This window comes from Paraclostridium sp. AKS73, assembly GCF_025671395.1.
Lineage (GTDB): Bacteria > Bacillota > Clostridia > Peptostreptococcales > Peptostreptococcaceae > Paraclostridium > Paraclostridium benzoelyticum.
Genome location: NZ_JAIXHU010000033.1, coordinates 1 through 22651, shown reverse-complemented (window position 1 = coordinate 22651; position 22651 = coordinate 1). Strand labels below are relative to the sequence as shown.

The window sequence follows — 22651 nt, the reverse complement described above, 5'->3', positions numbered from 1 at the left end:
TACATACTCTTATAAGTGCTGGTGATGTACTATTATTTTTATTTTTACTGCTTTGCTATATTCATCTCCATTCCAATTTTTAGGCGGTGTAAACGTTTCACTTACTTCTATATTTATATCCCCCAAATTTAATGTATTGGTTACTTTATCTTTGGATGTCAAACTTGCATATGATATCTTTTGAACGGTGACGATACATATTAATAAAAGTATAGATATTGCTCCAACTTTAATTCTTTTTCTACTCATTTAACTCTCCTTAATTTTTCATAATAAAAATTATCTTCGATTTATTTCATAGTTTATCTACATTTTTAGCATAAAAATTCGCTTCACTCATGTCGCCAACGACTTCGTCCGTTGCTCAAAAAGCTTTTTTATGCTCAAAACATATAATATTGATATAACTAAATTTTATAGATTTTCCACAAATTCTTAGTAAATACAACATTTTTAGCATAAAAAAGGCTATTTAAATGATAAAAGTAATTTTATACTTATATCTTTAAATAGCCGGTTGCACTATTAGCTCCATATGTTTCAAGTGCCCATATACAAACATATTTCATAGCCTCTATATTTAAACCTATTATATCCCTTATTAATTTATTCTTCTTTTTTATTATACTGAAAAATATTCCCTAAAGCACCCTCAATCGTTTTCCATTTTTTACATTTTATTTGTTTTATCTTATTTTTTAATTACTTTAATCAATATATTAAATATTATTTTTTTCAAAAATTAATTTACTCATTATTACGACATTTTCACTATTTATTTTACATAAATTGATAAGCTAATATTCATTTTAATTTATTATAATTTTGAAAAAATACCCAAAAAAAGACTAGGTTATCAGTTAGGCGAGGGATTTGTGTGTATGTTGCAGAGGCATTTAAATATCATTTTCTCAAAAAAAAGACTGAGTTGTCAGTTAAGTGTAGGATTTGTGTGTATGTTGCAGCGACATTTACAAGCATCTTCCCAGCTTGTATGGAGCAAAACATACCACAAATCCTACACCCACTAATAACTCAGTCTTCAAACTACTTCCATGGCAAGGATTCGTTTTTTAATTATTTAGCAGTATAACCTGCATCTAGAAGCATCTTAACACACGCTTCTCCTTTTCCATCAGCAACAAGAACTATAGGCCCCGTACATCCCATACCACTTTCTGCATAAATTCCATTCTTCCATAAAACTTTAACCGCATCTTCTAAATCCATTATATCTATACCAGATATTTGATGAGTAACAACTTCTTTTGCCGGCATAGCTACTTCCTCATCATTATCATTCTTAACTTCTTTCTTAGTTAAAGCAGCTATAATATCGTCATATTTAGCATTTTTAACATTTTTAAATTCATCTTTTGATACCTTAGTAACATCACCTTTAACAACGTCATAAGCGTATCTTAATGCATTTGCAACAACTGGAGAACCAGATGCTCTAGATAATATTAATATCTTTCTATCATAGTCTTCACCTACACCAGGACCATATCCAAATCCTTGTGCTTCATAATCTCCACCAGTAGTAAACGAAGAGAATACTTTCATAAATATATTTCCACTTAAAGTATCAGTAACCATAACATCTGGAGCCCCACATAATAAGTCATTTCCTCTCATTACGCAACCACCATCTGCTCTAACTGATTCAGCAAAAGATATATCGTATCCATTTGCTTGTAAATCTTTTAAAGCTTTTTCTACTTGTCTAGCACCGTCGACATTTAATATACCAACAGTAGGTTTTTTGATTCCTATAGACTTAGCTGTAGATATACCATAAACAGCATTTCTAACCATAGCTTCTATTCTGTTTGTAGCACTTGTTCCTGTAGTAGTAGCAAGTATCATTTCTTTTCCTCTACCTGGAGTTATAACTCTACCAACTGTAGAAACTCCTATAGGGAAGTTGTAATGCATAGTTACACAAGCATCTATGTAACCTGAGTCTAATAATTCTTCCATTTTAGAATGCATTTCGCTTTCTTCATTAACTTCAACAACCTCAAGTTCAGTTTCAACTTTAGGCCCTATTAAAACTATATCAAATAAATTTGACTTAGCTAGGTGAGCACCTTTAACTAAATTTTCAGTTCCATGCTCACTACCTAATGTAGTCAAACCAATTCTAACTTTTTTACCAAATTCGCCGCTTTCAATAGCATTTGCTATATCTAAAAAAGTTTCGGCTATAATCTTTTTAGGCATAACCAGATCTCCCCTCAAAATGAATTTTTATAAAATTCTATACGTCTTCTATTCCTACTCTTCTATTAACATATCTTGAGCTAATTTTTTCATAGATTGTGCTATAATTTTCTTGATTTCTTCTTTAGAAACTGCAGCTGCTTCTTCCTCTACACCTTGATTTCTCTCAACTATGAAAGAAACTCCATCGAATAAGTTAGTCATTCTTCCTAAGAATAAACTTCCCTTACCAACTACCATAGCTCTGTTTTTATCTCCAGAAGTTAAATCATCTATACCAAATCCTATATATGGAACTCCTGAAGGTATATGTCCTTGAGTTGGAGCCCAACCTGGTATACCTTTTTCGCTTACAAAGTTCTTTAATTCTTTCTTTTCTAAGTCTCCACGCTTAACAGCAAGAGCACCTATCATTTTATAGTTAGCTTCTGGAACATCCCCAGCTCCAGCAGGCTTAGTTATATCTGGGTTTTGCATTTCAACTGAGTAAACATCAACATCAGTTATTTTTAAGTTAGCTCTATCAAGTCCACTAGTTATTAATGCAGTCATAACAGCTTGTGGAGAAGATCCAGTTCCAACACTGTGTTTTCCTGTTAAATCAGTTCTTATTATTGGGTTAACTCCATCGTTTTCAGAAACTAAAACAGCGAATCCTCCAACAACGTCTTCTAATACTGGAAGGCCTTTTTTAACATGGTCTTTAGCATTCATTCCAAGTTTAGCACTAGCTCCACCTGCAACTACCATAACATTTTTATATACTCCTGATTTAACAAGTGCAGCAGCATTTATTAAAGCATGAGTAGGCCCAGCACAGAAACCTCTTGTGTCTGATCCTGAAGCATTTTGAAGTCCAGCCATTTCAGCTATAGACTTAGCGAAGTTTCCTCCACCTCTTTGGTTCATATCTCCACAAGCTTCTTCTGAACATTCTATTACATAATCTATATCTAATGGATTAACATTTTCTTTTCTTATTAATTGTACTGCAGCAACAACTCCTGAAGCTTTTACAACTAAGTTTTCAAACATTGTATGTGCGTTTAAGTTAACGTCAACATCATGAGCTCTCTTAACATATCCAACTAATTGATCATTATGGTATAATCCTTCAGCATGGTGTGAATCTATTAATTCATTTGCATCATCTATATTATCACCTTTAAGCTTTCCAAAGAATGGAGCTAGCTCTGGGTAGTTCTTTTCAAAGTTAGGTCTTATATCATTAACAAAATCTTCTTTTAATTTAACTAAATCAAAAGCATCGCATATTTGCATCATTGCTAAAAATTCATCTTGTGGCATTATTTCTCCACGCTTACCATCTCTTTTTCCTTCCATTTTGTATTCGCACCATGGAAGAGCTATTTCTCTTAATTCTTCTGGTCTGTTGTTTCCTATGTAAACTTGGTTTGGTATATAATTTACTACTTCTTCATAACTTCTTATATGATTAGTAACTTCTTTTAAAAATTCTGATTCTGGATGTGTTTCTCTCTCAACAGCACAAGTAGTACCATTTTTAACTATCATATCTGGTGTGTGAACTAAAATATAACTAGCACCTTTTAAAACTGGAAATGTCATAATATTTACCCCCAATGTATATATGTTATTATTTTTACTTGAATTCTATTATGATAAAAGACTGGATGACTTTATAAAAATAGGTGGGTAAAGTTAACCCACCTATTTAATTTTTATTTAAATGTTTTCTCAATATATATAGCAAGCCGCAGGATTCTAACGTGAAGTCTGTGACTTACTCGCTCCCAAGTCAATTATAAAACTCCTAAGCCATAATTAAGCGTTAGCCATTATATCCTTTAAAGTTATATCTTTTTCAAATACTGTTTGACCATCAACTTCAGTAGCTAATGCAACTAAGCATTTTTCAACTAATTTTCTTCTTAAAGCTTTTTCCTCAGCTGGATCTAACTTAGGATTTCCAAGAGGATGAGGTATAGCTATAGCTGGAACTATTCTATTAGCTCCAACAGTTAAAGATATAGGTACTACTGTACAGATATGAACAACTGGAAGACCAGCTCTTTCTATCTCTTTTACCATCGTTGCACCGCAACGAGTACAAGTACCTCAAGTAGATGTTAGTATTACAGCGTCAACGCCTGCAGCTATTAACTTTTGAGCGTATTCAGCAGCAAACTTCTTAGAACTTGCAACAGCAGTTCCGTTACCTGTAGTTGAGTAGAAGAACTCATGTAAAGAACCTATAGCTCCTTCTTTTTCTAAGTCTCTTAAAACATCTACTGGTAAAACTCTATCTGAGTCTAAGTTACAATAAACTGGGTCGAATCCACCATGAGCAGTTTCGTAAGTTTCTTCAGTTAAATCGTTAACTCCTGCTATAGAATATTCACCGTATTTAGATGCAGAAGAAGATTCGATTCTATCTGGGTTTCCTTTAGGAACTATACCACCAGAAGTAACTAGAGCTATTTTAGCCTTAGATAAATCTTTTATAGCTGGTTGTGGATCAACTCTATCAAAGTTTGGCATTGGATATTCAGTTACGAAATCTTCACCTTTTATTTTCTTTAATAACATGTCTACAGCTCTCTTAGAACCTCTTTCTTTAGCGAAGTAGTTAACTCTTACTCCTCTTTCTATATAACCTTCTTCAGCTGGAGATCCTATTTCTTCTCCATTAGCTAACTTCTTAGCTAATGTAGCTATTTTTGGAAGAGCCTTTCTCATACCAGCAGCAGAGTCAGATGTTGATACTATATATAAATCTTTTTTGAACATATCTGCTCCTGGATTTTCAATGTACATTCCTGTTAAAGCTGGTATATTTAATTCATCTTTTACAAATTTAGTTATTGTTCCTGCAGCAACCCCGTATCTTCCTGCATTGAACGCTGGTCCAGCTATAAATAATTGTGGTTCGAAGCTTTTAACCATTCCTAATACTTCTTGGCTAGCAGCATCCATGTTTTCTCCGAAATAACTGTCTCCGCAAACTACAGTTCCAACTACTTCTATTTCATCCCCTAATAACTTGTTTAATTGTAAACTTATTGGAGGTAATTTTTCAGCTATATGTGGTTTCGTATCAGCTTTTTCTTCTCCTCCAATTCCTGCGAAGAATTGGTTTACATAATGAACTACTTTTATCTTTTCCATCTTTATCTCAACCCCTTTTGATTTAATTAGGCATTATATTTGCAGAATTGACCCCTTATATCGTTCATCTCTTCAACGATTTCATCAACTTCAAGAACCATTTCCATCATACTTATTTGATCTTCGTAAACTGATTCGTCAAATAACTCTTTCATTTCTGGTTCAACAACATGATAAACAGCCAATCCTAACTCAACACCAGCAAGTGGTCCAGCGAAAGTTGGATCTCCAGCAGTTACTGTTTCAGCTGCAAGACCTGCAGCTTCGGCTTCAGCAGCACCTAGTAAAACCACAACATTTTCAGCACCGAATTTTTCAGTAGCATCTTTAACTCTGTTTTGGTTTTCTAAGTCCATAGCCCCAGCAGCAGTTCAGACAAAACATTCTGTTGAAGCAAAAACTATTTCAGTATTTTCTACAGTGTTTACACACTCTTCTATCGCAGGTCCCGGAATTCCGTCACGGTCACCTATGATTATGATCTTTTTATTACTTAATAAGCTCATAATATATCTCCTTTTCCCATTTATTTTAATATTGTCATTTTAACACCTTTTTAAATTCACACTCTTTAAAAATCTATTTTTATTTAAATATATTCTTCTCAGCTATATTATGAAACACTTGTATTTACGATATATTATAGCGAAGTGATATTTATATATTGTTGACGAAACACTTAAAGTCCGCAGGACTTTGTGTAAAGGAAACAATATCAAATGTCACGAAGCAACCTCATCGTATTACAGTTTCTAATACCCCTTAGCTGTTAAGAATCCAAATCCTGTTTCATTAGTAGCTCCAGTTATTACTTGTATCTCAGCTTCTATAGATCCATCTTCTCTTAAAGATCCAGCAGCTCCACCAGCTATAACATCAGCAACTTCAACGTGTCCTATAACTCTATCCATCTTAGGTAATACAACAACTTGGTTAGCATTTCCACCAGTTACAACAGCGTTAGCTTTAACATCAGCATCAGCTAATGATTGAGATGCTCCATCTCTACCAGCATACTCATCTGTAACTATAACAGTTTTAACACCTTGACCTTCTATTTTCTTGCAGTTCATTATAAGGTCTGTATCTGGGTTACCAAATCCTTCTTGAGATACTATTACAGCATCTAAACCTAATTGTTTACATAATTTAGCAGTCCAGTTAGAAGATCTTTCTTTATCTGCTAAGTATACGTTTTCATTAGTTATGATAACGCCTACAAAGTTTATTTCTTTTCCATGTTGTAGGTATAAATCTTCAACTACTGAGTTATTCATGTGTACATAACTTGGGTTTTTATCACAAGCTGAAACACAGTTACCACTTACTATAGCTCCGTCCATTAATTCAGTTGGGTATAATAATGTTGGTACTATTTGCTTAGCGTCAACTCCGTAAACATATGTGTCATGTAATAATCCTTGAGTTTGAAGCATGTATACATATCCTACTTTTGGAAGTTCTGGATACTCTGCTACTGACTCTAATAATGGCTTAGTTTCGTACTCTACAACTTCATCTGGAGTTAAGTTTCTAGCAACTTCTCCTAAGTATATAGCAGCTTTGAATCCTATCATTCTAACAGCTCTTTCGTGATCGTATTGCTTTAAACCATCTATTGGTTCAGCTATAACAACAACGTTGTTTAACTTAGAGAATGGTGTATATTCAGCTCCAGGACCAGTCATATCTATTATACCTTCTTGGAAACCAACTATTTTACCAGTTGTTACAACTCCAACATTTTTAAGTGCATGAGTTCTACCTTCTCCAACAGTGTCAACTTTTGATATAACTCCTGGGAATATTCCTCCATTACCATCAACTTTTACTCTCGGTTCTATAACGTCTTTAACTGGTATTATTCTAACGCTTTCCCCTGGACGAACTATATCTAAATCTATTGATTTTATATGTTCATCTCCACCAATTTCTTTTAACATCTCTTCTTTGTTGATGTATAATACTGAATCTTTAACTTCTGTTACTGCTCCAAATTGTACATCTTTTATAAAGATTTTCCCTAACTCAAGACGCATATTGGCACCCCCTAATTTTTTGAACTTAATTTATTTTAACGGGGAATTAAATCCCCATTAATTTCTTATAAGTGCTTCTTTATCATAGCTTCTATATTAGAAACTGTAGCATCATCTTTTGTTACTTCATCTATTTTAGCTCCATCTTTGTATATAGCTATAGTTGGAAGACCTAAAACCTTCTCTTTTATAGCAACTCTTCTAGCTTTAGTTATATCGAATTTACAGAACTTTATTTTTTCCCCATATGCTTCTGCAAATTTTTCTATATCTGGAAGTAATGCTTTACAAGGTTCACAACCTTGGCTCCAGAAATCAACTAATACTAGCCCTTCTGCTTCTAATACTTCTGGATTGAATGTATTTTTTCTAATGCTATCATTTCAGTATCCCCCTATTGGATTTTATATATTTTAATATATTTTTAATATATTAATAGCTATTTTAATTTAAGTACCGTTCATTAAGTAATGTTTAATTTAATAAACATCATCCCCCGATAACCTTGTTAAACGTACTTTTTTATTAGCAATTAGTAACTTCTTCTTCGAAGTTTGCTTCTACATATTTTTCAGCTGTTACTGCAGCTATAGCTCCATCAGCTGTTGCTGTAACGACTTGTCTTAATGATTTAACTCTACAATCTCCTGCAGCAAATACACCAGGTATATTTGTTAACATATTATCATCTGTTTTGATGTATCCATAGTCATCCATATCCACTTTACCTTTGAATAACTCAGTTTGAGAATCAAATCCTACGAATATGAATATTCCCATAGTTCCATCTTCTTCATCAGCGAAGTATTCATTAGTTTCACCTGTTTGAGTATTTCTAAATACTACTGATTCAACTAATCCATCACCTTTTATTTCATCTATAACTGTATCTAATAAGAATTCTATTCTTTCATTAGCTCTTGCTTTATCTTCTATAGATCTAGCACATCTTAAACCTTGTCTTCTATGAACTATAGTAACTTTTCTAGCAAACTTAGTTAAGTATAATGCTTCTTCTATAGCACTATCTCCTCCTCCAACTACGAATACTTCGAAATCTTCGAAGAAGTCAGCGTCACATGTAGCACAGTAAGAAACTCCTTTACCTGTTAATTCTTTTTCTCCTGGGCATCCTAATTTTTTAGGAGTAGCTCCAGTAGCTATTATAACAGTTTTAGCTCTGTACTCACCTTTTTCACCTTTTAATACTTTTATATTTCCTTCTAATTCAGTGTCTACTATAGAGTCTCTAACTATTTCAGCACCAAATTCTTTACATTGCTCTACCATTCTAGCTATTAAGCTTGGTCCAGTAGCATTTTCAACTGATCCTGGATAGTTAGCAACTTCATGAGTTATAACTATTTGTCCACCAGTTTTTCCTTTTTCAAGTATTAAAGTCTTCATTTTAGCTCTTGCGCCGTAAAGACCAGCTGCAAGACCTGCAGGTCCACAACCTATTATGACTATGTCATATAAATTTTCCATTATCTCGACCCCCTATTTTTATTAATATATATACACCAAAGTTTATACATATTGTATTCTTTGAATTGTATTTCTCATTATATCAAAATCAATTACTCTGAAATCGTCTAAAACTTTTTCAGTCCACATAGGAGTTAACTTGTTGTTTTTAAATTTTTCTGCTGTTTCTATGGCTTCTTCTATTAAGTTTAATGAATTTGTGTCTAGAGATTTCCCCTTTTTAATTATGACTGTACGATATGGCGTCTCATTGGGTTTTACGCTCCCATATAGCGGATGTGATAATAATTCATACCCCTTATGAACTAAATCTCTGCATTCCTTTAATGTTCCTATATAGTCAGTATCTAACGTTATAACTTCTTTATCAGTAACGTTTTCCTGAATCATAGGATTGTTAGTGATTATTAACATTTGTCTACACTCACTTTCAAAATTTCTTTTGTTAAACTAAAAAACAGGAAACTAAGTCCCCACTTAGTTCCCTGTCAAAATATCTTTCAGAGATCCGTCCAGTTAAAGTCCTTTTACCTGAGAATTTCATTTAAATCCTTTTGGGATGGATTTAAATTTGTCCCTTCGGTCATCTCTAATTTCCCCAAATTAGAGACCGTCTCCCTTAACCTTCAAACGGTTTAATTTTTAATTTTGTCTTTGCCCCTTAGGTGCTTTTCTTACTTACATTATATCTACCTTGGTAAATATATACAATATTCATTTCAATATTTTTATGTTTTTTGTTGATATTGTCCAGTTTTTGTCAAACCGTTGATATAGCTATAATCTTTTTATTAACTTCTTTTCATAGATTTTATCTATTAAGTTAATTTTCTAACTTTCAATTTATATTTATTCTAATTTCTTTTAAGTATTCCTTTTTTATATCTTATTTTTTAATTTTTTTTAACCATGTCATATGTCAAACAAACAGGTTTTTTTGTTCGCGGATCTTCAACAATTTCTGCATCAATATTAAAAATTTCTTTTAGATTTTCTTTTGTCATAACATCATGAGCTTCACCTTCACATACAATTTTCCCTTTTTTGATTCCTATCATATGATCTGCAAATCTAGATGCATTGTTTAACTCATGAATAACCATTACAATTGTTCGTTTTTCATTTTTATTTAATTCATCTAATAACTGTAAAATTTCTAATTGATGAGCTAAATCTAAATATGTTGTAGGTTCATCTAGTAATAATATGTCTGTTTCTTGTGCAAGAGCCATTGCTATCCAGGCCCTTTGTCTTTGTCCTCCAGATAAATCATCAATATTTCTATCTCTAAATTCAGATATTTTTGTAACTTCCATAGCCCAACTTACAATATCCTTGTCTTCTTTATTCATCTTTCCAAATCCCTTTTGATGAGGAAATCTACCATAAGATATTAATTCCTCTACAGTAAGTCCGCTTGGAGCTTGTGGATTTTGTGGAAGTACTGCCATTTCTTTTGCGATATCTGTTGGATTTTCCTCATGAAGATTTTTGCCATTTATATAAATACTTCCGCTCTTTGGATTTATTATTCTTCCTATAGTTTTTAAAATAGTAGATTTACCACATCCGTTAGCTCCTATTATTGTAGTTATTTTTCCTTTTGGTATATTTAAATTTAAGTTTTTTACAATATCTATATTTCCATAAGATATGTTTAAGTTCTTAGTTATTATTGAATTCATAATTTTTACCTCTTTCTAATCTGCTAACATTAAATATATAAAGTAAGGTACACCTATTATAGATATAACTATTCCTACTGGTATTTCTATTGGTGCTAGTAAATTTCTTGATACAGTATCAGCTGCTAATATAAGTAATATTCCTATTAATGCTGATATAGGTACTAATCTTTTATGTTTAGGCCCAACAAGCTTTCTAGCAATGTGAGGTGAAACTAATCCTAAAAATGAAATGCTACCTGCTACTGATGTTGCAACTCCGGCTAATATAACTGCATAAGTTATTAGCTTTTTTCTTTCCTTTTCTACATTAACACCAAGCCCTGTAGATATTTCATCTCCTAAATTTAATGCATCTAGGTATCTTGATTTATATATTGCAAGAAACATAAATACTATTATAAAAGGTAGTATTGCTAGTACATACTTCCAGTTACTACCCCATATACTTCCTGATGTCCATGCCATTACTCTATTAAATTCTTGAGTAGTAAATTTCAATTGGAAAATAGTCATTATAGATGTAAATGCTATATTTATACCTATTCCTATTAAAAGTAATCTTTGAGAGCTAATTCCATTTTTAAATGCTAATACATATATTAAAAAAGCTCCAAATAATGCCCCCAGTAACGCAACTATAGGCATTGTAAATATGGTTAAGTTACTTACTCCATCATATACATTTCCATTCATTAAATATATATATACTACAACAAATAATGCAGCTCCCGAGTTTATACCTAATATTCCTGAATCTGCTAAATCATTTTTAGTAACTCCCTGAAGTATAGATCCTGCTGTTGCTAATGCACTTCCTACTAATATTGCAATAACTATTCTAGGTAGTCTTAATTTAAAAATTGCTATTTCATAATTTTTCTGTCCTTGTCCTATAAATGTTTTTAATACATCTATAGGTGGAATTTTAAACGATCCCATATTTAAACTTATCAACACAGTAATAAATATAAGCGCTAATAAAATCGATGCTATTAATATAATTTTAGACTTTTTATTATTAGTTTTCATTTTATCTAGTTTCCTTTCTTACAAGATATATAAAAACCGGTACTCCAATAAGTGCAGTTATTGAACCTACTGGTGTTTCATACGGTGGATTTATCATTCTTGATAAGATATCGCTGTAAACTAATAACAAAGACCCTAAAACTAGAGAACTAGGTATTATATATTTATAATCTGCTCCAACTATTCCTTTTGCAATTTGAGGTACTACCAGACCTACAAATACAATATTTCCAGCAACAGACACACTTGCTCCTGTCATTAAAACTACTACTACTAACGATATAAATCTTACTAAGTTAGTTTTTTGTCCAAGTCCTATAGCAACTTCTTCACCTAAGCTTAATATTGTAATTCTCGGAGCCATTATCATAGCTACTATAAAACCTATCCCTCCGATAATTAATAAAAGCTTTACGCCTTCCCATTTAGCACTTACTAGTCCTCCAGAAATCCAAAAGCTTAATTGCTGAGATAAGTTAAAGTACATAGCAAACGCCATAGCTAGTGACACTAATAATGTACCTAATGCCGTTCCTGCTAATGCTAATTTCACTGGATCAACTTTTGTTCTCGTTCTAGAACTTATAAAGTAAACTAGCAATCCACTTATACTTGCTCCTAAAAAAGAAAATATCATAAGACCAAAACTTCCTGGTGCAAACCCTGGTACTACCTTTTGTAAAACTAAAGCTATAGCTATAGTAAATGTAGCTCCTTGTGTTATACCCATTACAGATGGATCTGCTATAGGGTTTCTTGTAATACCTTGCATTATAGCACCCGATACAGCTAAAAATCCTCCAACTAATGCTGCAGCTATAGCCCTTGGCATTCTAACATCTCTAATTATTTTTGTATCTACATCACTTGAATTGGATATAAAACTATTTATCATGGTATTTAAGCTTATATCCTTAGGTCCCATGGATACCGATATAAAAATACCAATAAAAAGAATTGCTATTCCAATTGTAATTAATAAATAAGCTGAACTCTTTTTACTTAATTTCATGTCTAAACATACCTTTCTATATTTCTATTATTAAAAACAGGTGTGAAAATGAAATCCATTATACACACCTGCTATACTAAATTACTTTATTAATTCATTTTTAACTGATTCTAATAATAACTCTCTACCTATCGGGTTATATGATTGAGTAAAATATGGTGAAGCATCTAAGATTGTTACATTTCCATCTTTTACAGCTCTAATTTGTGACCATACTGAACTATTTTCTAAATCTTTTTTATCAGAATCCGTAGCTATAACAATAATGTGATCTGCATCTATTTCAGTTAAACCTTCCATACTAACCGTTGGTAATGTTATACCATCTTGCTTTGGCATATTTTCAGGTCTAGATAGTTTCATGTCATCATTTACAATAGTTCCTATACCCGCATCACTGAATACCATAAATTGACCTTGAGTTGCTAAAACTGTTAAGTACGTTTGATCTCCATTTTTAGCTATAACTTCTTTTCCAAGTTCTTCAGCTTTTTTGTCATAATTATTTAACCACTCTTTAGCTTTATCTTCTTGGTTAAATAACTTTGAAACATCTATTAATTTACTTCTCCAATCATTTGCGTAGTCTTTTATCATAACTACTGGAGCAATCTCTTTTAATTGATCATATATTTTTTCTTGTCTTTGACTCATTATTATTAAGTCTGGATTTGTTCCTAAAATTGCTTCAACATCCATAGTATCCATCATTGAATGACCTACAACTTTAGTATCTTTTAATTTATCTTCTATGTATGAAGGTACTTTAGTAGTTTCATAAGAGTCTACATTGGCTGTAGCAACTGGTGTGTGACCTAAAATTAAAAGTTCTTCACTGCTTCCTGAAATATCTACTATTCGTTTGGGATCTGCTGGTATTTCAACATCTCCTTTTACTGATTGAACCGTTCTTTTTTCATTACTTTCTTTATTTGATGAATTACCGCCTGCACACCCAGTAACTAACCCTAACGTGGCTACTACTGCTGCAAGCAATACTAATGACTTTCGTTTTTTCATGAATAAACCTCCCAATTATTTTTAATTACTATTTGAAATTAATTATCACTTTTATTTGTTCATATTATAGCAACATTGAGAATAATAGTCAATTACTTTTATAATTTTCCATTATTTTCTTGAAACATTTTTTCTTAACCACAAAAAAAGATGTGAATTTTATTTCACATCTTCTCCATACACTATTAAGCTACAATAGCAAAGGGGTCAACTCAACTCCCCACCATAAGTTTACAATAGCAAAGGGTGTTTATTTAGTATTGACGTAACACTTCAAGTCCTCGAACTTTAGGACTTGGTGTGAAGGAAATACTAAATAAACACCCTCGCTACATAACCTACATATTCTTATCATTTATAGATTGTAAATACTCATCAATACTTTCAATAACACTACTTACACAACCTTCTTCAAAAGGAGATATTAAATTAGCATATTTAACAATATCTAAGAAAGACTTAGTTCCACCTATTCTACAAATATTTAGATAATCTTGCCATCCTTTAACTCTATCAACTTGCATCTTCTTCCAGAATTGAAGTGCACAAATTTGAGCTAATGTATAATCTATATAATAGAATGGATTTTTAAATATGTGGCCTTGCTTAAACCACCATCCACCTCTTTCTAAGAAGTCATTGCCTTCATAATCCTTATGCGGTTGATATTTCTTTTCTAGATCTCTCCAAACCAATTTTCTTTCATCTTTTGTCATGTTTGGATTTTCATATACTATGTGTTGGAACTCATCTACTAACACTCCATAAGGTATAAACTTAATAGCACTACCTAAGTGAACAAATTTATATTTATCAGTATCTTCTTTAAAGAAAAGCTCCATCCAAGGCCAAGTTATAAATTCCATACTCATAGAATGTATTTCACAACTTTCGTATGTTGGGAAGTTTATATCTGGAATTTCAATCCATCTTGACATATAAACTTGGAATGCATGTCCTGCTTCATGAGTTAAAACATCTATATCATCTGCTGTTGAATTAAAGTTTGAGAATATAAAAGGAGCCTTGTATTCTGGTATATATGTACAATATCCTCCAGCACCTTTTCCTTTTTTAGTTTCTAAGTCCATTAATTCATGATCCATCATATATTTAAAGAACTCATCAGTTTCCTTAGAAAGCTCTGAATACATTAAAATACCATTTTTCATTATAAAATCAGAGTCTCCTTTAGGTTTTGCATTTCCACTATTAAACTCAAAATTTTCATCAAAGTATCTAAATTGTTGAAGTCCTAATCTTTCCTTTTGTCTTTTATATAATTTATTTGCAACAGGTACTATATACTCACTTACTTGTTTTCTAAAGTTTTCAACCATTTCTGCATTATAATCAGTTCTTAACATTCTTATGTAGCCAAGTTCTACGAAATTTTCAAAACCTAATTTTTTAGCCATTTTGTCTCTTACTTTTACTAGTTTATCGAATAAATCATCAAATTTGTTCTCATTTGCTTCAAAGAATCCATAATATGCTTGTGATGATTTTTCTCTTTCATCTCTAAATGGAGATGTCATATAAGGCCCTAGTCCTGAAAGATTTCTTTCTTCTCCATCAAAAGGAATTTTTGCAGATGCTAAAAGTTTAGTATATTCTGATGCTAATTTATTTTCTTCTTGTAACTCAGCTATTATTTCTTTAGAAAATGCTTGTAGCGAATAGTCCGCTATAGACATAAATTGCTTTCCTAACTCTTGTGTAAGTTTATCTTTAAATTTTGAATTCACTAGAGCTTTATAAAATAATGAATTTAACTCTTCATAATGAGGACCATTTTCATCCCAATACTCTTTTTCTTTTGCATAAAATTCATCTTCAGTATCTATACTGTATCTTATAGAAACTAGCGTTGCCATACTATCTATATGATTTCTTAGTTTATTAATCTCATCTATATTTTTTCTAAGCTCATCATAATTTGTACTAGTTTCCATGTTTTTTACTAGATTTTTAAATTTCTCTTTTATTTTTCATAATTAGGTCTTTTGTATTTAAAATCCTTAAATTTCATTTTATCACCTCGTTATATATTATTTGTAGTTTTAGCTTATGTTAAAAGCTATAATTTATGTAAATTTTTACTAATTTATATCTTTAAACTTACTTTACTATACGTATAATTTAAAGTCAATTAGCCCAATATTCATTTAATTTTTGTATTTTACTAACCCCTAATCTATTGATAAAATTTTGACTATGCTATAAACTGTACTTAGCAAATTAAATTGATTTATTGGGAGGAAATTATGTATAAACTAATCGCATTAGACATAGACGGTACATTACTAAATAGTGAAAAAAAAGTTACACAAGAGGTTTTTGATGCAATACAAAATGCAAAAGAAAAAGGTGTTAAAGTTGTATTATCAACTGGCAGACCACTTCCAGGGGTTCAAACTTTATTAAAAGAATTAAAGCTTAATGACGAAGAAAATTACGTTGTTACATTTAATGGTGGACTTGTTCAAGAAATTACTTCTCAAGATGTTATTTCTAATATAGAAATGAGTCATGAAGATTTCGATTATATATATAATGAATTAGCTAAAAAACATGATATAAAAATTCATATAAACACTCCAGATTCTTTAGTTGTTCCTTATACAGAAGTTCCTAAATACAGTGTTCATGAATCTACACTTAATAACATTCCTGTTATTTGTATGGATGAAAATGAAATTAATTCAGATTTAACATTCTGTAAAGTTATGCTAGTTGATGAACCTGAAGTTATAGAAGATATCATAACTAAAATTCCACAAGAGTTCCATGATAGATACACTATAGTTCGTTCAGCTCCATTTTTCTTAGAATTTTTAAATAAGAAAGTTAACAAAGGTTCAGGATTACAAGCTCTATGTGATAAGTTAGGCATAGATCCAACTGAAGTTATAGCTGTTGGAGATGAAGAAAATGACAGACATATGATTGAGTTTGCAGGACTTGGAGTTGCTATGGGCAATGCTAGAGATAGTATAAAAGAGATCGCTAATCATGTTACTGAAACTAATAATAATCACGGTGTTGCTAAGGTTATATCTGACTTTATATTATAATTAATAATGGGAATAGTATTGAATTATCAATGCCATTCCCATTTTGCTTATCACATTCAATTTTACTGTTAATTAATAAGTATTGCAAAACACTCATATGGTTTTAAAATCATAGATTTGCTTAAATCTCTTTCACAATAATTTTTGATTAATATCTTACATTTGAAATTTTTAATATATTGATTTATATCAATTTCAGTATTTTGTGCAAAAAAGTTACATACAACTAGTAGTTTTTGATTTTTATACTCCCTAATATAAGCTAATATACTTTCATGATCTTTTAGTATAGGGGTTATATCTCCATGAGATATTATGTCGTATTCTTTTCTTAAGTTTATCAATTTTTTATAATAATTATATATGGATTCTTCATCTTCAATCTCATATTTTGCATTTATAATTTTATAATTATTAGCCATTTTTATCCATGAACATCCTTTTGTAAATCCACCATTTTCATTCCATTGCATAGGTGTACGAGAGTTATCTCTTGACTTAAATCTTAATATTTGTAAAACCTCATCTTCACTATATCCTTTTTTAATTAGGTTTTTATATGCATTTATACTTTCAATGTCTTTATATTCATTTATACTTTCAAAATTAGGATTTGTCATTCCTATTTCTTCACCTTGATATATATACGGAGTTCCTCTCATTAAATGTATAGATGTTGCTAGCATCTTTGCAGATTCTATACGATAACTTTTATCATCCCCAAACCTAGATAATGCACGAGGTTGGTCGTGATTTGACCAAAATGTAGCGTTCCATCCGTTTCCAACTTGCATTTGAACTTGCCAATCAAAAATTATTTCTTTTAACTTGTCAAATTCAAATTGAGCTAATATCCATTTTTCACCATTTAAATAATCTACTTTTAAGTGATGAAAATTAAATGTCATATCTAATTCCATGTTGTTAGGGTTAGTATAATTTATACAATTTGGTATAGTAGTTGATGACATTTCTCCAACTGTCATAGAATTTTCATAAAGTGAAAATACATTTTTATTTATATCTTTTAAATATTCATGTATTCTCGGTCCATCTGTATAAAATCTTCGTCCATCATGATTAGGACTTTCTAAAGTATCATTTGGAAAATCTTGATTTTTAGATAATAAATTTATAACATCTAGTCTAAACCCATCTACTCCTTTTTTCATCCAGAAATTCATCATTTTATATATTTCTAACCTTAATTTTGGATTTTCCCAATTTAAATCAGCTTGACTTACGTCAAATAGGTGTAAATAATATTTATCTATATCCTCTACATATTCCCATGCACTTCCTCCAAATTTAGATTTCCAATTGTTTGGTAATTTTCTATCTTTAGTTTTTTCCATATGTAAAATCATGATATGGGTTGTCTTCTCCTTTTTTTGCCTCCTTAAACCATATATGTTGTGTTGATGTATGATTTATAACCATATCCATTATAAGTTTCATACCTCTATTATGAACTTCTATTAATAATTCTTCGAAATCATCCATAGTTCCAAATATAGGGTCTATATTATAATAATCTTCTATATCGTATCCATTATCTTTTTGTGGAGATACATATATAGGCGTTAACCATATTACCTCTATACCTAAATTTTCAATATGATCTAGTTTTTGTATTATACCCTTTATGTCACCTATTCCATCATCGTTGCTGTCTTTAAAACTTTTGGGGTATATTTGATATACACTAGCTTTTTTAAACCAGTCCTTATATTCCATAAATACTCACCTCTCTGTAACTTAAATCATTAAATTAAAACTTGTTTTTATTTTTTATTAAATTTTAGCTTTTTATTTCTATATTTATGAAACGCTATAGTTAAAATAAATGGAATTACTAATGCAACTACCATTGCTAATATATAATTAATCCAATACTGAGGTTGAATCGCTAAAAATGCTGGAAGTCCACCTATTCCTATTGAATTTGCCAAAACTCCTGTAGATATAGATAAAGTTGCTGCAGTTGCTGAACCTATTAATGCTGCATAAAAAGCATATTTATATTTTAGGTTTACACCAAACATTGCAGGCTCTGTTACTCCTAAATATGCTGATATTGCCGAAGATAATGACATCGATTTCATTTTTGCATCGTTTTTGTAAAGTATAAACATTGCTATAGCTGCTGATCCTTGAGCTATATTACTTAGTGCAATCAAAGGCCATATCATAGTTCCTCCTGTTGAAATTAATTGTAAATCTACAGCTAAGAATGTATGATGTAAACCAGTTACAACTAATGGTGCATATAAAGCTCCAAATATAATAGCTCCGATTAGTTTAAACGGTCCAGTTAGTAATTGATTGAAAAACATTGCAATTCCATCTCCTAATGTACGAGATATTGGACCAATTATTGTATATGAAAGTAATACAGTGATTATTAATACTATAAATGGAATTATTATCATCTTTAAAGTATCTGGTATATATTTACGAAGGTTCGTTTCTAATTTAGCTAAAAATATCCCTGATAGCATTGCTGGTATTACTTGTGCTTGGTAACCAACTTTTTGTATTGTAAATATTCCAAAATCCCAAAACGGAACAGTACCTTTTGTTGCTGCTTCCGCATATCCATAAGCATTTAATAGTTGTGGAGATACTAATGCTATTCCTAGAACAATACCCAAAACCTCTGATCCTCCAAATTTTTTGACAGTTGACCAGGTAATAGCAACTGGTAAAAAATGAAATATAGCTTCACATATTACCCATAAAAAGCTATTTACTTCATCTAATACTGGATATAGCTGTGTTAAAGTTTCAGCCCCATTTCCAAATATAGGTAAATCACCTATTATATTTCTAAACCCTAACATTAATCCACCAGTTATTATAGCAGGTAGTATAGGTATAAATATTTCTGCAAATCCAGATATTAGTCTTTCCATAAAGCTCATATTTTGTTTTGCTACGTTTTTAACTTCTTCTTTGGTAGCACCCTTTACATTACTTAACTGAATTATTTCATTATATACATCTTTTACCCCTGAACCAATTACAACTTGAAATTGACCAGCATTTGTAAATACGCCTTTAACTATAGGTAACTTTTCAAGACTTTCTTTATCAGCCTTCGATTCATCTTTTAAGACAAATCTTAACCTAGTTACGCAATGAGATAAACTTGCAATGTTTTCTTCACTACCAACTAGATTTATAATATCCGAAACTTCTTTTTCATATTTTACCATGTCATTACCCTCCATCAGTATTTTTAAAAACGTTTTCTTGAAATCATTTTAACTTGTTTAAACAACATTGTCAATAACTTGTTTAAACAAATTTCCAACTGACTATATACTCTTTATTTGATATAATAAAAGCGTTGATTAATTTTAAAGAAAGGACTTATACACATGGCTGTAAATAAATATTTAAATATATATAATTATTTAAAAGATAAAATACAATCTAATGAATTTAAAGATGGAAAATTACCTTCTGAACATGAATTAACTGCTTTGTTTAATGTAAGTAGAAACACCGTTAGAAGAGCGTTAGATTTATTAGCTTCAGATGGGTTGGTGACAAGCGTCCACGGAAAAGGAGTATTTGTTTTAGAAAAGCAACCTCTTAATTTTTTAGTAGGAGGATTACAAAGCTTTAAAGAAGCATCAGAGTATAATAATTTAAATTATCACACTTGTATACCGTTATTTGAAAATATTATAGTTGATGAAGAATTATCTAAAGAAACTAATTTTTTAATTAATTCAAAAGCAATAAAAATGTTTCGTGTTAGAAATATAGATAATGAAATGTTATATTAGATATTAACTACTTTAACTCAAATATTATAAAAGGCCTTACTAAAGATATAGCTTATGAATCTATTTATGATTTTATTGAAAATAATCTTAATCTTAAAATAAGCGGTGCTCAAAAAATAATTTCCATTGAACCCGCTTGTCCTATTGATAAAAAATATCTTGATTTAAATGACTTCAACTTAGTTGCTGTCATAAGTAATTATGTTTATTTAGATGATGGTTCATTATTTGAATACACTCAATCTAGACATCGCCCTGATAGATTTAAATTTAGTACTTTTGCTCGCCGTTCTTACAAGTAATTATTTATATAAATTGTTTGTGGTAGGAATCCAATATAAAGTCATATTTTATTTTCTGTAGAGTAAAATGATTGATATTAAACCTTTTACGTTTAATATCAATCATTTTATCAAATATTTAATTTAAATTATAGTTATATCTAGTCCTATACTTTCATCTAGTCCTACAATTGGTATTTCTAAATTATTTTCCTTTAATAATTTTTCTAGTTCTTCAATAAATATTCCTTTTCCATCTATCATTTTTATATCACTTAATTTTTCGGATAAATTATTACATCCACTTAACTCTCCAAACCAATTATCAGAACTACAAGTTTTATTATATCCACAACTAGGACTTCCATCTATAGCTATTATAGCTTTAATTTTATAATTATTTTTAATATAGTTTTCAAATTGTTTTATGTATGGATCTAGCATAATCTTACATTGATTTCTATAAAATAAATTATCAAATTGTTCTTTTACATGTCCCCACCTTTTAATTCCATACATAACCATCTCAGGACAAGGTAATTGAATTATTCCATACCCACTACTTAAAATTTGTAAAGAAACATTATGTGACCCTTTATCATTAGATAGCCCTTCCACTTTAGAGTTACAATTTAATATACAATGGCAAACAGCTACTATTTCCCTTTTTCTTTCCATATATATCTCCTTAATTTTATTAATATTTTCATAGTATCACAGTAAATAATTGGTGTGTTATAGATTTTTACTATTTTAGACAATTTACTTATAAATATTTCCGATTTCAAAAATTGATAGTTTTGTATTATTATTAATTATGTACTAATAATTTAATTGCGGAGGAAATCGTAATCATGAATACAAAGAAAATAACATTTAGCGCAATGTGTATATTAGTAAATATAGTTTTCGGTATGTTTGTCGGTATGTTAAACATTCCATTACTATTTTTAGATACCGTTGGAACAGTACTTGGGGCTGTTGTCCTTGGACCTTTATGGGGAGCACTTATAGGGGGAGGAACAAATTTAGTCCTTGGTGTAATATCAGATCCTACAAATATACCATTTGCTTTAGTTAATATAGCACTAGGTGTTATAGTTGGATTTATAGCTAGAAAAAAATCATTTGGTTACAAAGAGGCTATACTTACAGGATTATTATTAGCTGTAGTTTGTCCTTTAATAGGAACACCTATTTCAATACTATTATTTGGAGGTTTAAGTGGAAGTGGAGCAGACTTATTGGTTGGATTTTTAGTTCAATCTGGACAAGAAATTTTTACAGCTGCTTTTATACCAAGAATTATTAGTAATATAGTAGATAAACCTTTATCTTGTATTTTAGTGGTTTATTTCTTAAGTAAAATGCCAAAAAACTTTATATCTCAGTTTTCTAAACAGACTTATAAAGTTTCATAATATAATAACCTTTTTAAAGCACTCTGTAAAAAGGGTGTCGCATTAATATTTGCGACACCCTTTTTTCATGTAATCTTATATCTATTTATATAACTCAAATAATTTATCTTCTTTAATTAAAAATATATGTTCATCGATATCTTTAGTTGCTCCAATTGCAGAAATATATTTAGGTTGGTCAATTATAAAATTACTTTCTGAAGTTTCATTTTTTATAAAATTATCTACAGTTAAAATTTCATCTACTGCAAGACCTATAAATCTATTATTTTGCATAATTACAATTACCATATCATGATAATGATCTTTAAAAATGTATTTTGTTTTATCTAATAATTCAAGTACTTTTTCCATATATTGTTTTTCTGCTTTATTAAGCAAATCTAGCAATTTTTTCCTAATCTCTTCATTTTTTCTTTTTTA

Annotated in this window: 20 protein-coding genes, 2 pseudogenes and 2 riboswitches; of the genes and pseudogenes, 4 read left to right on the top strand and 18 right to left on the bottom strand. The window is 30.4% G+C overall.

Annotation, left to right across the window (positions count from 1 at the left end):
* Positions 1 to 9 precede the first annotated feature (9 nt).
* From LEQ07_RS15165 to LEQ07_RS15100, 14 genes and pseudogenes are all read right to left on the bottom strand, one after another.
* Positions 10 to 249: a hypothetical protein gene (locus LEQ07_RS15165; RefSeq protein ID WP_263331282.1), complete on the bottom strand. Its 240-nt coding sequence runs from the start codon at positions 247 to 249 to the stop codon at positions 10 to 12.
* Positions 250 to 502: 253 nt separating this feature from the next.
* A riboswitch (cyclic di-GMP riboswitch) is annotated at positions 503 to 585 on the bottom strand.
* Between the two features lie 492 nt (positions 586 to 1077).
* Positions 1078 to 2226 (bottom strand): glycine/sarcosine/betaine reductase complex component C subunit alpha, encoded by a 1149-nt coding sequence (gene grdD / locus LEQ07_RS15160; protein WP_263331281.1) that lies wholly within the window; start codon positions 2224 to 2226, stop codon positions 1078 to 1080.
* A 54-nt stretch (positions 2227 to 2280) separates the two neighbouring features.
* Positions 2281 to 3816, bottom strand: coding sequence for a glycine/sarcosine/betaine reductase complex component C subunit beta (grdC, locus tag LEQ07_RS15155; RefSeq protein ID WP_046822618.1), 1536 nt, complete (start codon positions 3814 to 3816; stop codon positions 2281 to 2283).
* A 216-nt stretch (positions 3817 to 4032) separates the two neighbouring features.
* Positions 4033 to 5376 carry a glycine reductase complex selenoprotein B gene (gene grdB, locus LEQ07_RS15150; protein WP_084821979.1) on the bottom strand — a complete coding sequence of 448 codons (1344 nt, stop codon included), beginning with the start codon at positions 5374 to 5376 and terminating at the stop codon, positions 4033 to 4035.
* 26 nt (positions 5377 to 5402) lie between these two features.
* A complete protein-coding gene (gene grdA / locus LEQ07_RS15145; protein WP_082367534.1) occupies positions 5403 to 5882 on the bottom strand; it encodes a glycine/sarcosine/betaine reductase complex selenoprotein A in 480 nt (159 codons plus the stop codon).
* Between the two features lie 246 nt (positions 5883 to 6128).
* Positions 6129 to 7415, bottom strand: coding sequence for a glycine/sarcosine/betaine reductase component B subunit (locus tag LEQ07_RS15140; protein WP_263331280.1), 1287 nt, complete (start codon positions 7413 to 7415; stop codon positions 6129 to 6131).
* A gap of 65 nt (positions 7416 to 7480) precedes the next feature.
* Positions 7481 to 7789 carry a thioredoxin TrxA gene (gene trxA / locus LEQ07_RS15135; RefSeq protein WP_263331300.1) on the bottom strand — a complete coding sequence of 103 codons (309 nt, stop codon included), beginning with the start codon at positions 7787 to 7789 and terminating at the stop codon, positions 7481 to 7483.
* A 151-nt stretch (positions 7790 to 7940) separates the two neighbouring features.
* A complete protein-coding gene (trxB, locus tag LEQ07_RS15130) occupies positions 7941 to 8903 on the bottom strand; it encodes a thioredoxin-disulfide reductase (protein WP_035115253.1) in 963 nt (320 codons plus the stop codon).
* Positions 8904 to 8945: 42 nt separating this feature from the next.
* The gene (locus LEQ07_RS15125; RefSeq protein WP_046822613.1) at positions 8946 to 9317 is read right to left on the bottom strand and encodes a GrdX family protein; all 372 of its coding nucleotides are present in this window, start codon (positions 9315 to 9317) and stop codon (positions 8946 to 8948) included.
* 95 nt (positions 9318 to 9412) lie between these two features.
* Positions 9413 to 9533, bottom strand: a riboswitch (glycine riboswitch).
* A 263-nt stretch (positions 9534 to 9796) separates the two neighbouring features.
* Positions 9797 to 10588 carry an ABC transporter ATP-binding protein gene (locus LEQ07_RS15120; RefSeq protein ID WP_046822612.1) on the bottom strand — a complete coding sequence of 264 codons (792 nt, stop codon included), beginning with the start codon at positions 10586 to 10588 and terminating at the stop codon, positions 9797 to 9799.
* Between the two features lie 15 nt (positions 10589 to 10603).
* Positions 10604 to 11620, bottom strand: coding sequence for a FecCD family ABC transporter permease (locus LEQ07_RS15115; RefSeq protein WP_046822611.1), 1017 nt, complete (start codon positions 11618 to 11620; stop codon positions 10604 to 10606).
* A 1-nt stretch (position 11621) separates the two neighbouring features.
* Positions 11622 to 12632 (bottom strand): FecCD family ABC transporter permease, encoded by a 1011-nt coding sequence (locus tag LEQ07_RS15110; protein ID WP_263331279.1) that lies wholly within the window; start codon positions 12630 to 12632, stop codon positions 11622 to 11624.
* An 81-nt stretch (positions 12633 to 12713) separates the two neighbouring features.
* The gene (locus tag LEQ07_RS15105) at positions 12714 to 13652 is read right to left on the bottom strand and encodes an iron-hydroxamate ABC transporter substrate-binding protein (RefSeq protein ID WP_046822609.1); all 939 of its coding nucleotides are present in this window, start codon (positions 13650 to 13652) and stop codon (positions 12714 to 12716) included.
* A 338-nt stretch (positions 13653 to 13990) separates the two neighbouring features.
* Positions 13991 to 15684 (bottom strand): annotated as a pseudogene (locus LEQ07_RS15100) (M3 family oligoendopeptidase).
* Between the two features lie 235 nt (positions 15685 to 15919).
* Between LEQ07_RS15100 and yidA the strand changes: the two are divergent.
* Positions 15920 to 16729, top strand: coding sequence for a sugar-phosphatase (gene yidA / locus LEQ07_RS15095; RefSeq protein ID WP_263331278.1), 810 nt, complete (start codon positions 15920 to 15922; stop codon positions 16727 to 16729).
* Positions 16730 to 16797: 68 nt separating this feature from the next.
* Here yidA and treC read toward each other — a convergent pair.
* Both treC and treP read right to left on the bottom strand, forming a co-directional pair.
* Positions 16798 to 18466 (bottom strand): annotated as a pseudogene (gene treC, locus LEQ07_RS15090) (alpha,alpha-phosphotrehalase).
* 47 nt (positions 18467 to 18513) lie between these two features.
* Positions 18514 to 19947 (bottom strand): PTS system trehalose-specific EIIBC component, encoded by a 1434-nt coding sequence (treP, locus tag LEQ07_RS15085; protein ID WP_046822605.1) that lies wholly within the window; start codon positions 19945 to 19947, stop codon positions 18514 to 18516.
* A 165-nt stretch (positions 19948 to 20112) separates the two neighbouring features.
* Between treP and LEQ07_RS15080 the strand changes: the two genes are divergently transcribed.
* Positions 20113 to 20526 carry a GntR family transcriptional regulator gene (locus tag LEQ07_RS15080; RefSeq protein WP_263331277.1) on the top strand — a complete coding sequence of 138 codons (414 nt, stop codon included), beginning with the start codon at positions 20113 to 20115 and terminating at the stop codon, positions 20524 to 20526.
* Entirely contained in the window at positions 20520 to 20828 is a 309-nt protein-coding gene (locus LEQ07_RS23170) for a UTRA domain-containing protein (RefSeq protein WP_317852095.1), read from the top strand. Before LEQ07_RS15080 ends, LEQ07_RS23170 begins: the two co-directional genes overlap by 7 nt.
* 123 nt (positions 20829 to 20951) lie before the next feature.
* Here LEQ07_RS23170 and LEQ07_RS15070 read toward each other — a convergent pair whose 3' ends face one another.
* Entirely contained in the window at positions 20952 to 21485 is a 534-nt protein-coding gene (locus LEQ07_RS15070) for a CD3072 family TudS-related putative desulfidase (RefSeq protein ID WP_046822603.1), read from the bottom strand.
* 176 nt (positions 21486 to 21661) lie between these two features.
* Between LEQ07_RS15070 and LEQ07_RS15065 the strand changes: the two genes are divergently transcribed.
* The gene (locus LEQ07_RS15065; protein WP_021429691.1) at positions 21662 to 22228 is read left to right on the top strand and encodes a CD3073 family putative ECF transporter S component; all 567 of its coding nucleotides are present in this window, start codon (positions 21662 to 21664) and stop codon (positions 22226 to 22228) included.
* 81 nt (positions 22229 to 22309) lie between these two features.
* Here LEQ07_RS15065 and LEQ07_RS15060 read toward each other — a convergent pair whose 3' ends face one another.
* On the bottom strand, positions 22310 to 22582 hold the full coding sequence (locus LEQ07_RS15060; RefSeq protein WP_263331276.1) for a chemotaxis protein CheW: 273 nt from the start codon (positions 22580 to 22582) through the stop codon (positions 22310 to 22312).
* Between the last annotated feature and the right edge of the window lie 69 nt (positions 22583 to 22651).

What these genes read in the sequence shown, in the direction of transcription:
- grdC (WP_046822618.1), bottom strand. Translation starts at nt 3,816, where the DNA reads ATGACATTTCCAGTTTTAAAAGGTGCTAGTTATATTTTAGTTCACACA.
- LEQ07_RS15110 (WP_263331279.1), bottom strand. Translation starts at nt 12,632, where the DNA reads ATGAAATTAAGTAAAAAGAGTTCAGCTTATTTATTAATTACAATTGGA.
- LEQ07_RS15125 (WP_046822613.1), bottom strand. Translation starts at nt 9,317, where the DNA reads ATGTTAATAATCACTAACAATCCTATGATTCAGGAAAACGTTACTGAT.
- LEQ07_RS15070 (WP_046822603.1), bottom strand. Translation starts at nt 21,485, where the DNA reads ATGGAAAGAAAAAGGGAAATAGTAGCTGTTTGCCATTGTATATTAAAT.
- LEQ07_RS15165 (WP_263331282.1), bottom strand. Translation starts at nt 249, where the DNA reads ATGAGTAGAAAAAGAATTAAAGTTGGAGCAATATCTATACTTTTATTA.
- LEQ07_RS15105 (WP_046822609.1), bottom strand. Translation starts at nt 13,652, where the DNA reads ATGAAAAAACGAAAGTCATTAGTATTGCTTGCAGCAGTAGTAGCCACG.
- LEQ07_RS15060 (WP_263331276.1), bottom strand. Translation starts at nt 22,582, where the DNA reads ATGGAAAAAGTACTTGAATTATTAGATAAAACAAAATACATTTTTAAA.
- LEQ07_RS15115 (WP_046822611.1), bottom strand. Translation starts at nt 11,620, where the DNA reads ATGAAAACTAATAATAAAAAGTCTAAAATTATATTAATAGCATCGATT.
- grdD (WP_263331281.1), bottom strand. Translation starts at nt 2,226, where the DNA reads ATGCCTAAAAAGATTATAGCCGAAACTTTTTTAGATATAGCAAATGCT.
- LEQ07_RS15140 (WP_263331280.1), bottom strand. Translation starts at nt 7,415, where the DNA reads ATGCGTCTTGAGTTAGGGAAAATCTTTATAAAAGATGTACAATTTGGA.
- trxB (WP_035115253.1), bottom strand. Translation starts at nt 8,903, where the DNA reads ATGGAAAATTTATATGACATAGTCATAATAGGTTGTGGACCTGCAGGT.
- yidA (WP_263331278.1), top strand. Translation starts at nt 15,920, where the DNA reads ATGTATAAACTAATCGCATTAGACATAGACGGTACATTACTAAATAGT.
- LEQ07_RS15120 (WP_046822612.1), bottom strand. Translation starts at nt 10,588, where the DNA reads ATGAATTCAATAATAACTAAGAACTTAAACATATCTTATGGAAATATA.
- treP (WP_046822605.1), bottom strand. Translation starts at nt 19,947, where the DNA reads ATGGTAAAATATGAAAAAGAAGTTTCGGATATTATAAATCTAGTTGGT.
- LEQ07_RS15065 (WP_021429691.1), top strand. Translation starts at nt 21,662, where the DNA reads ATGAATACAAAGAAAATAACATTTAGCGCAATGTGTATATTAGTAAAT.
- LEQ07_RS15080 (WP_263331277.1), top strand. Translation starts at nt 20,113, where the DNA reads ATGGCTGTAAATAAATATTTAAATATATATAATTATTTAAAAGATAAA.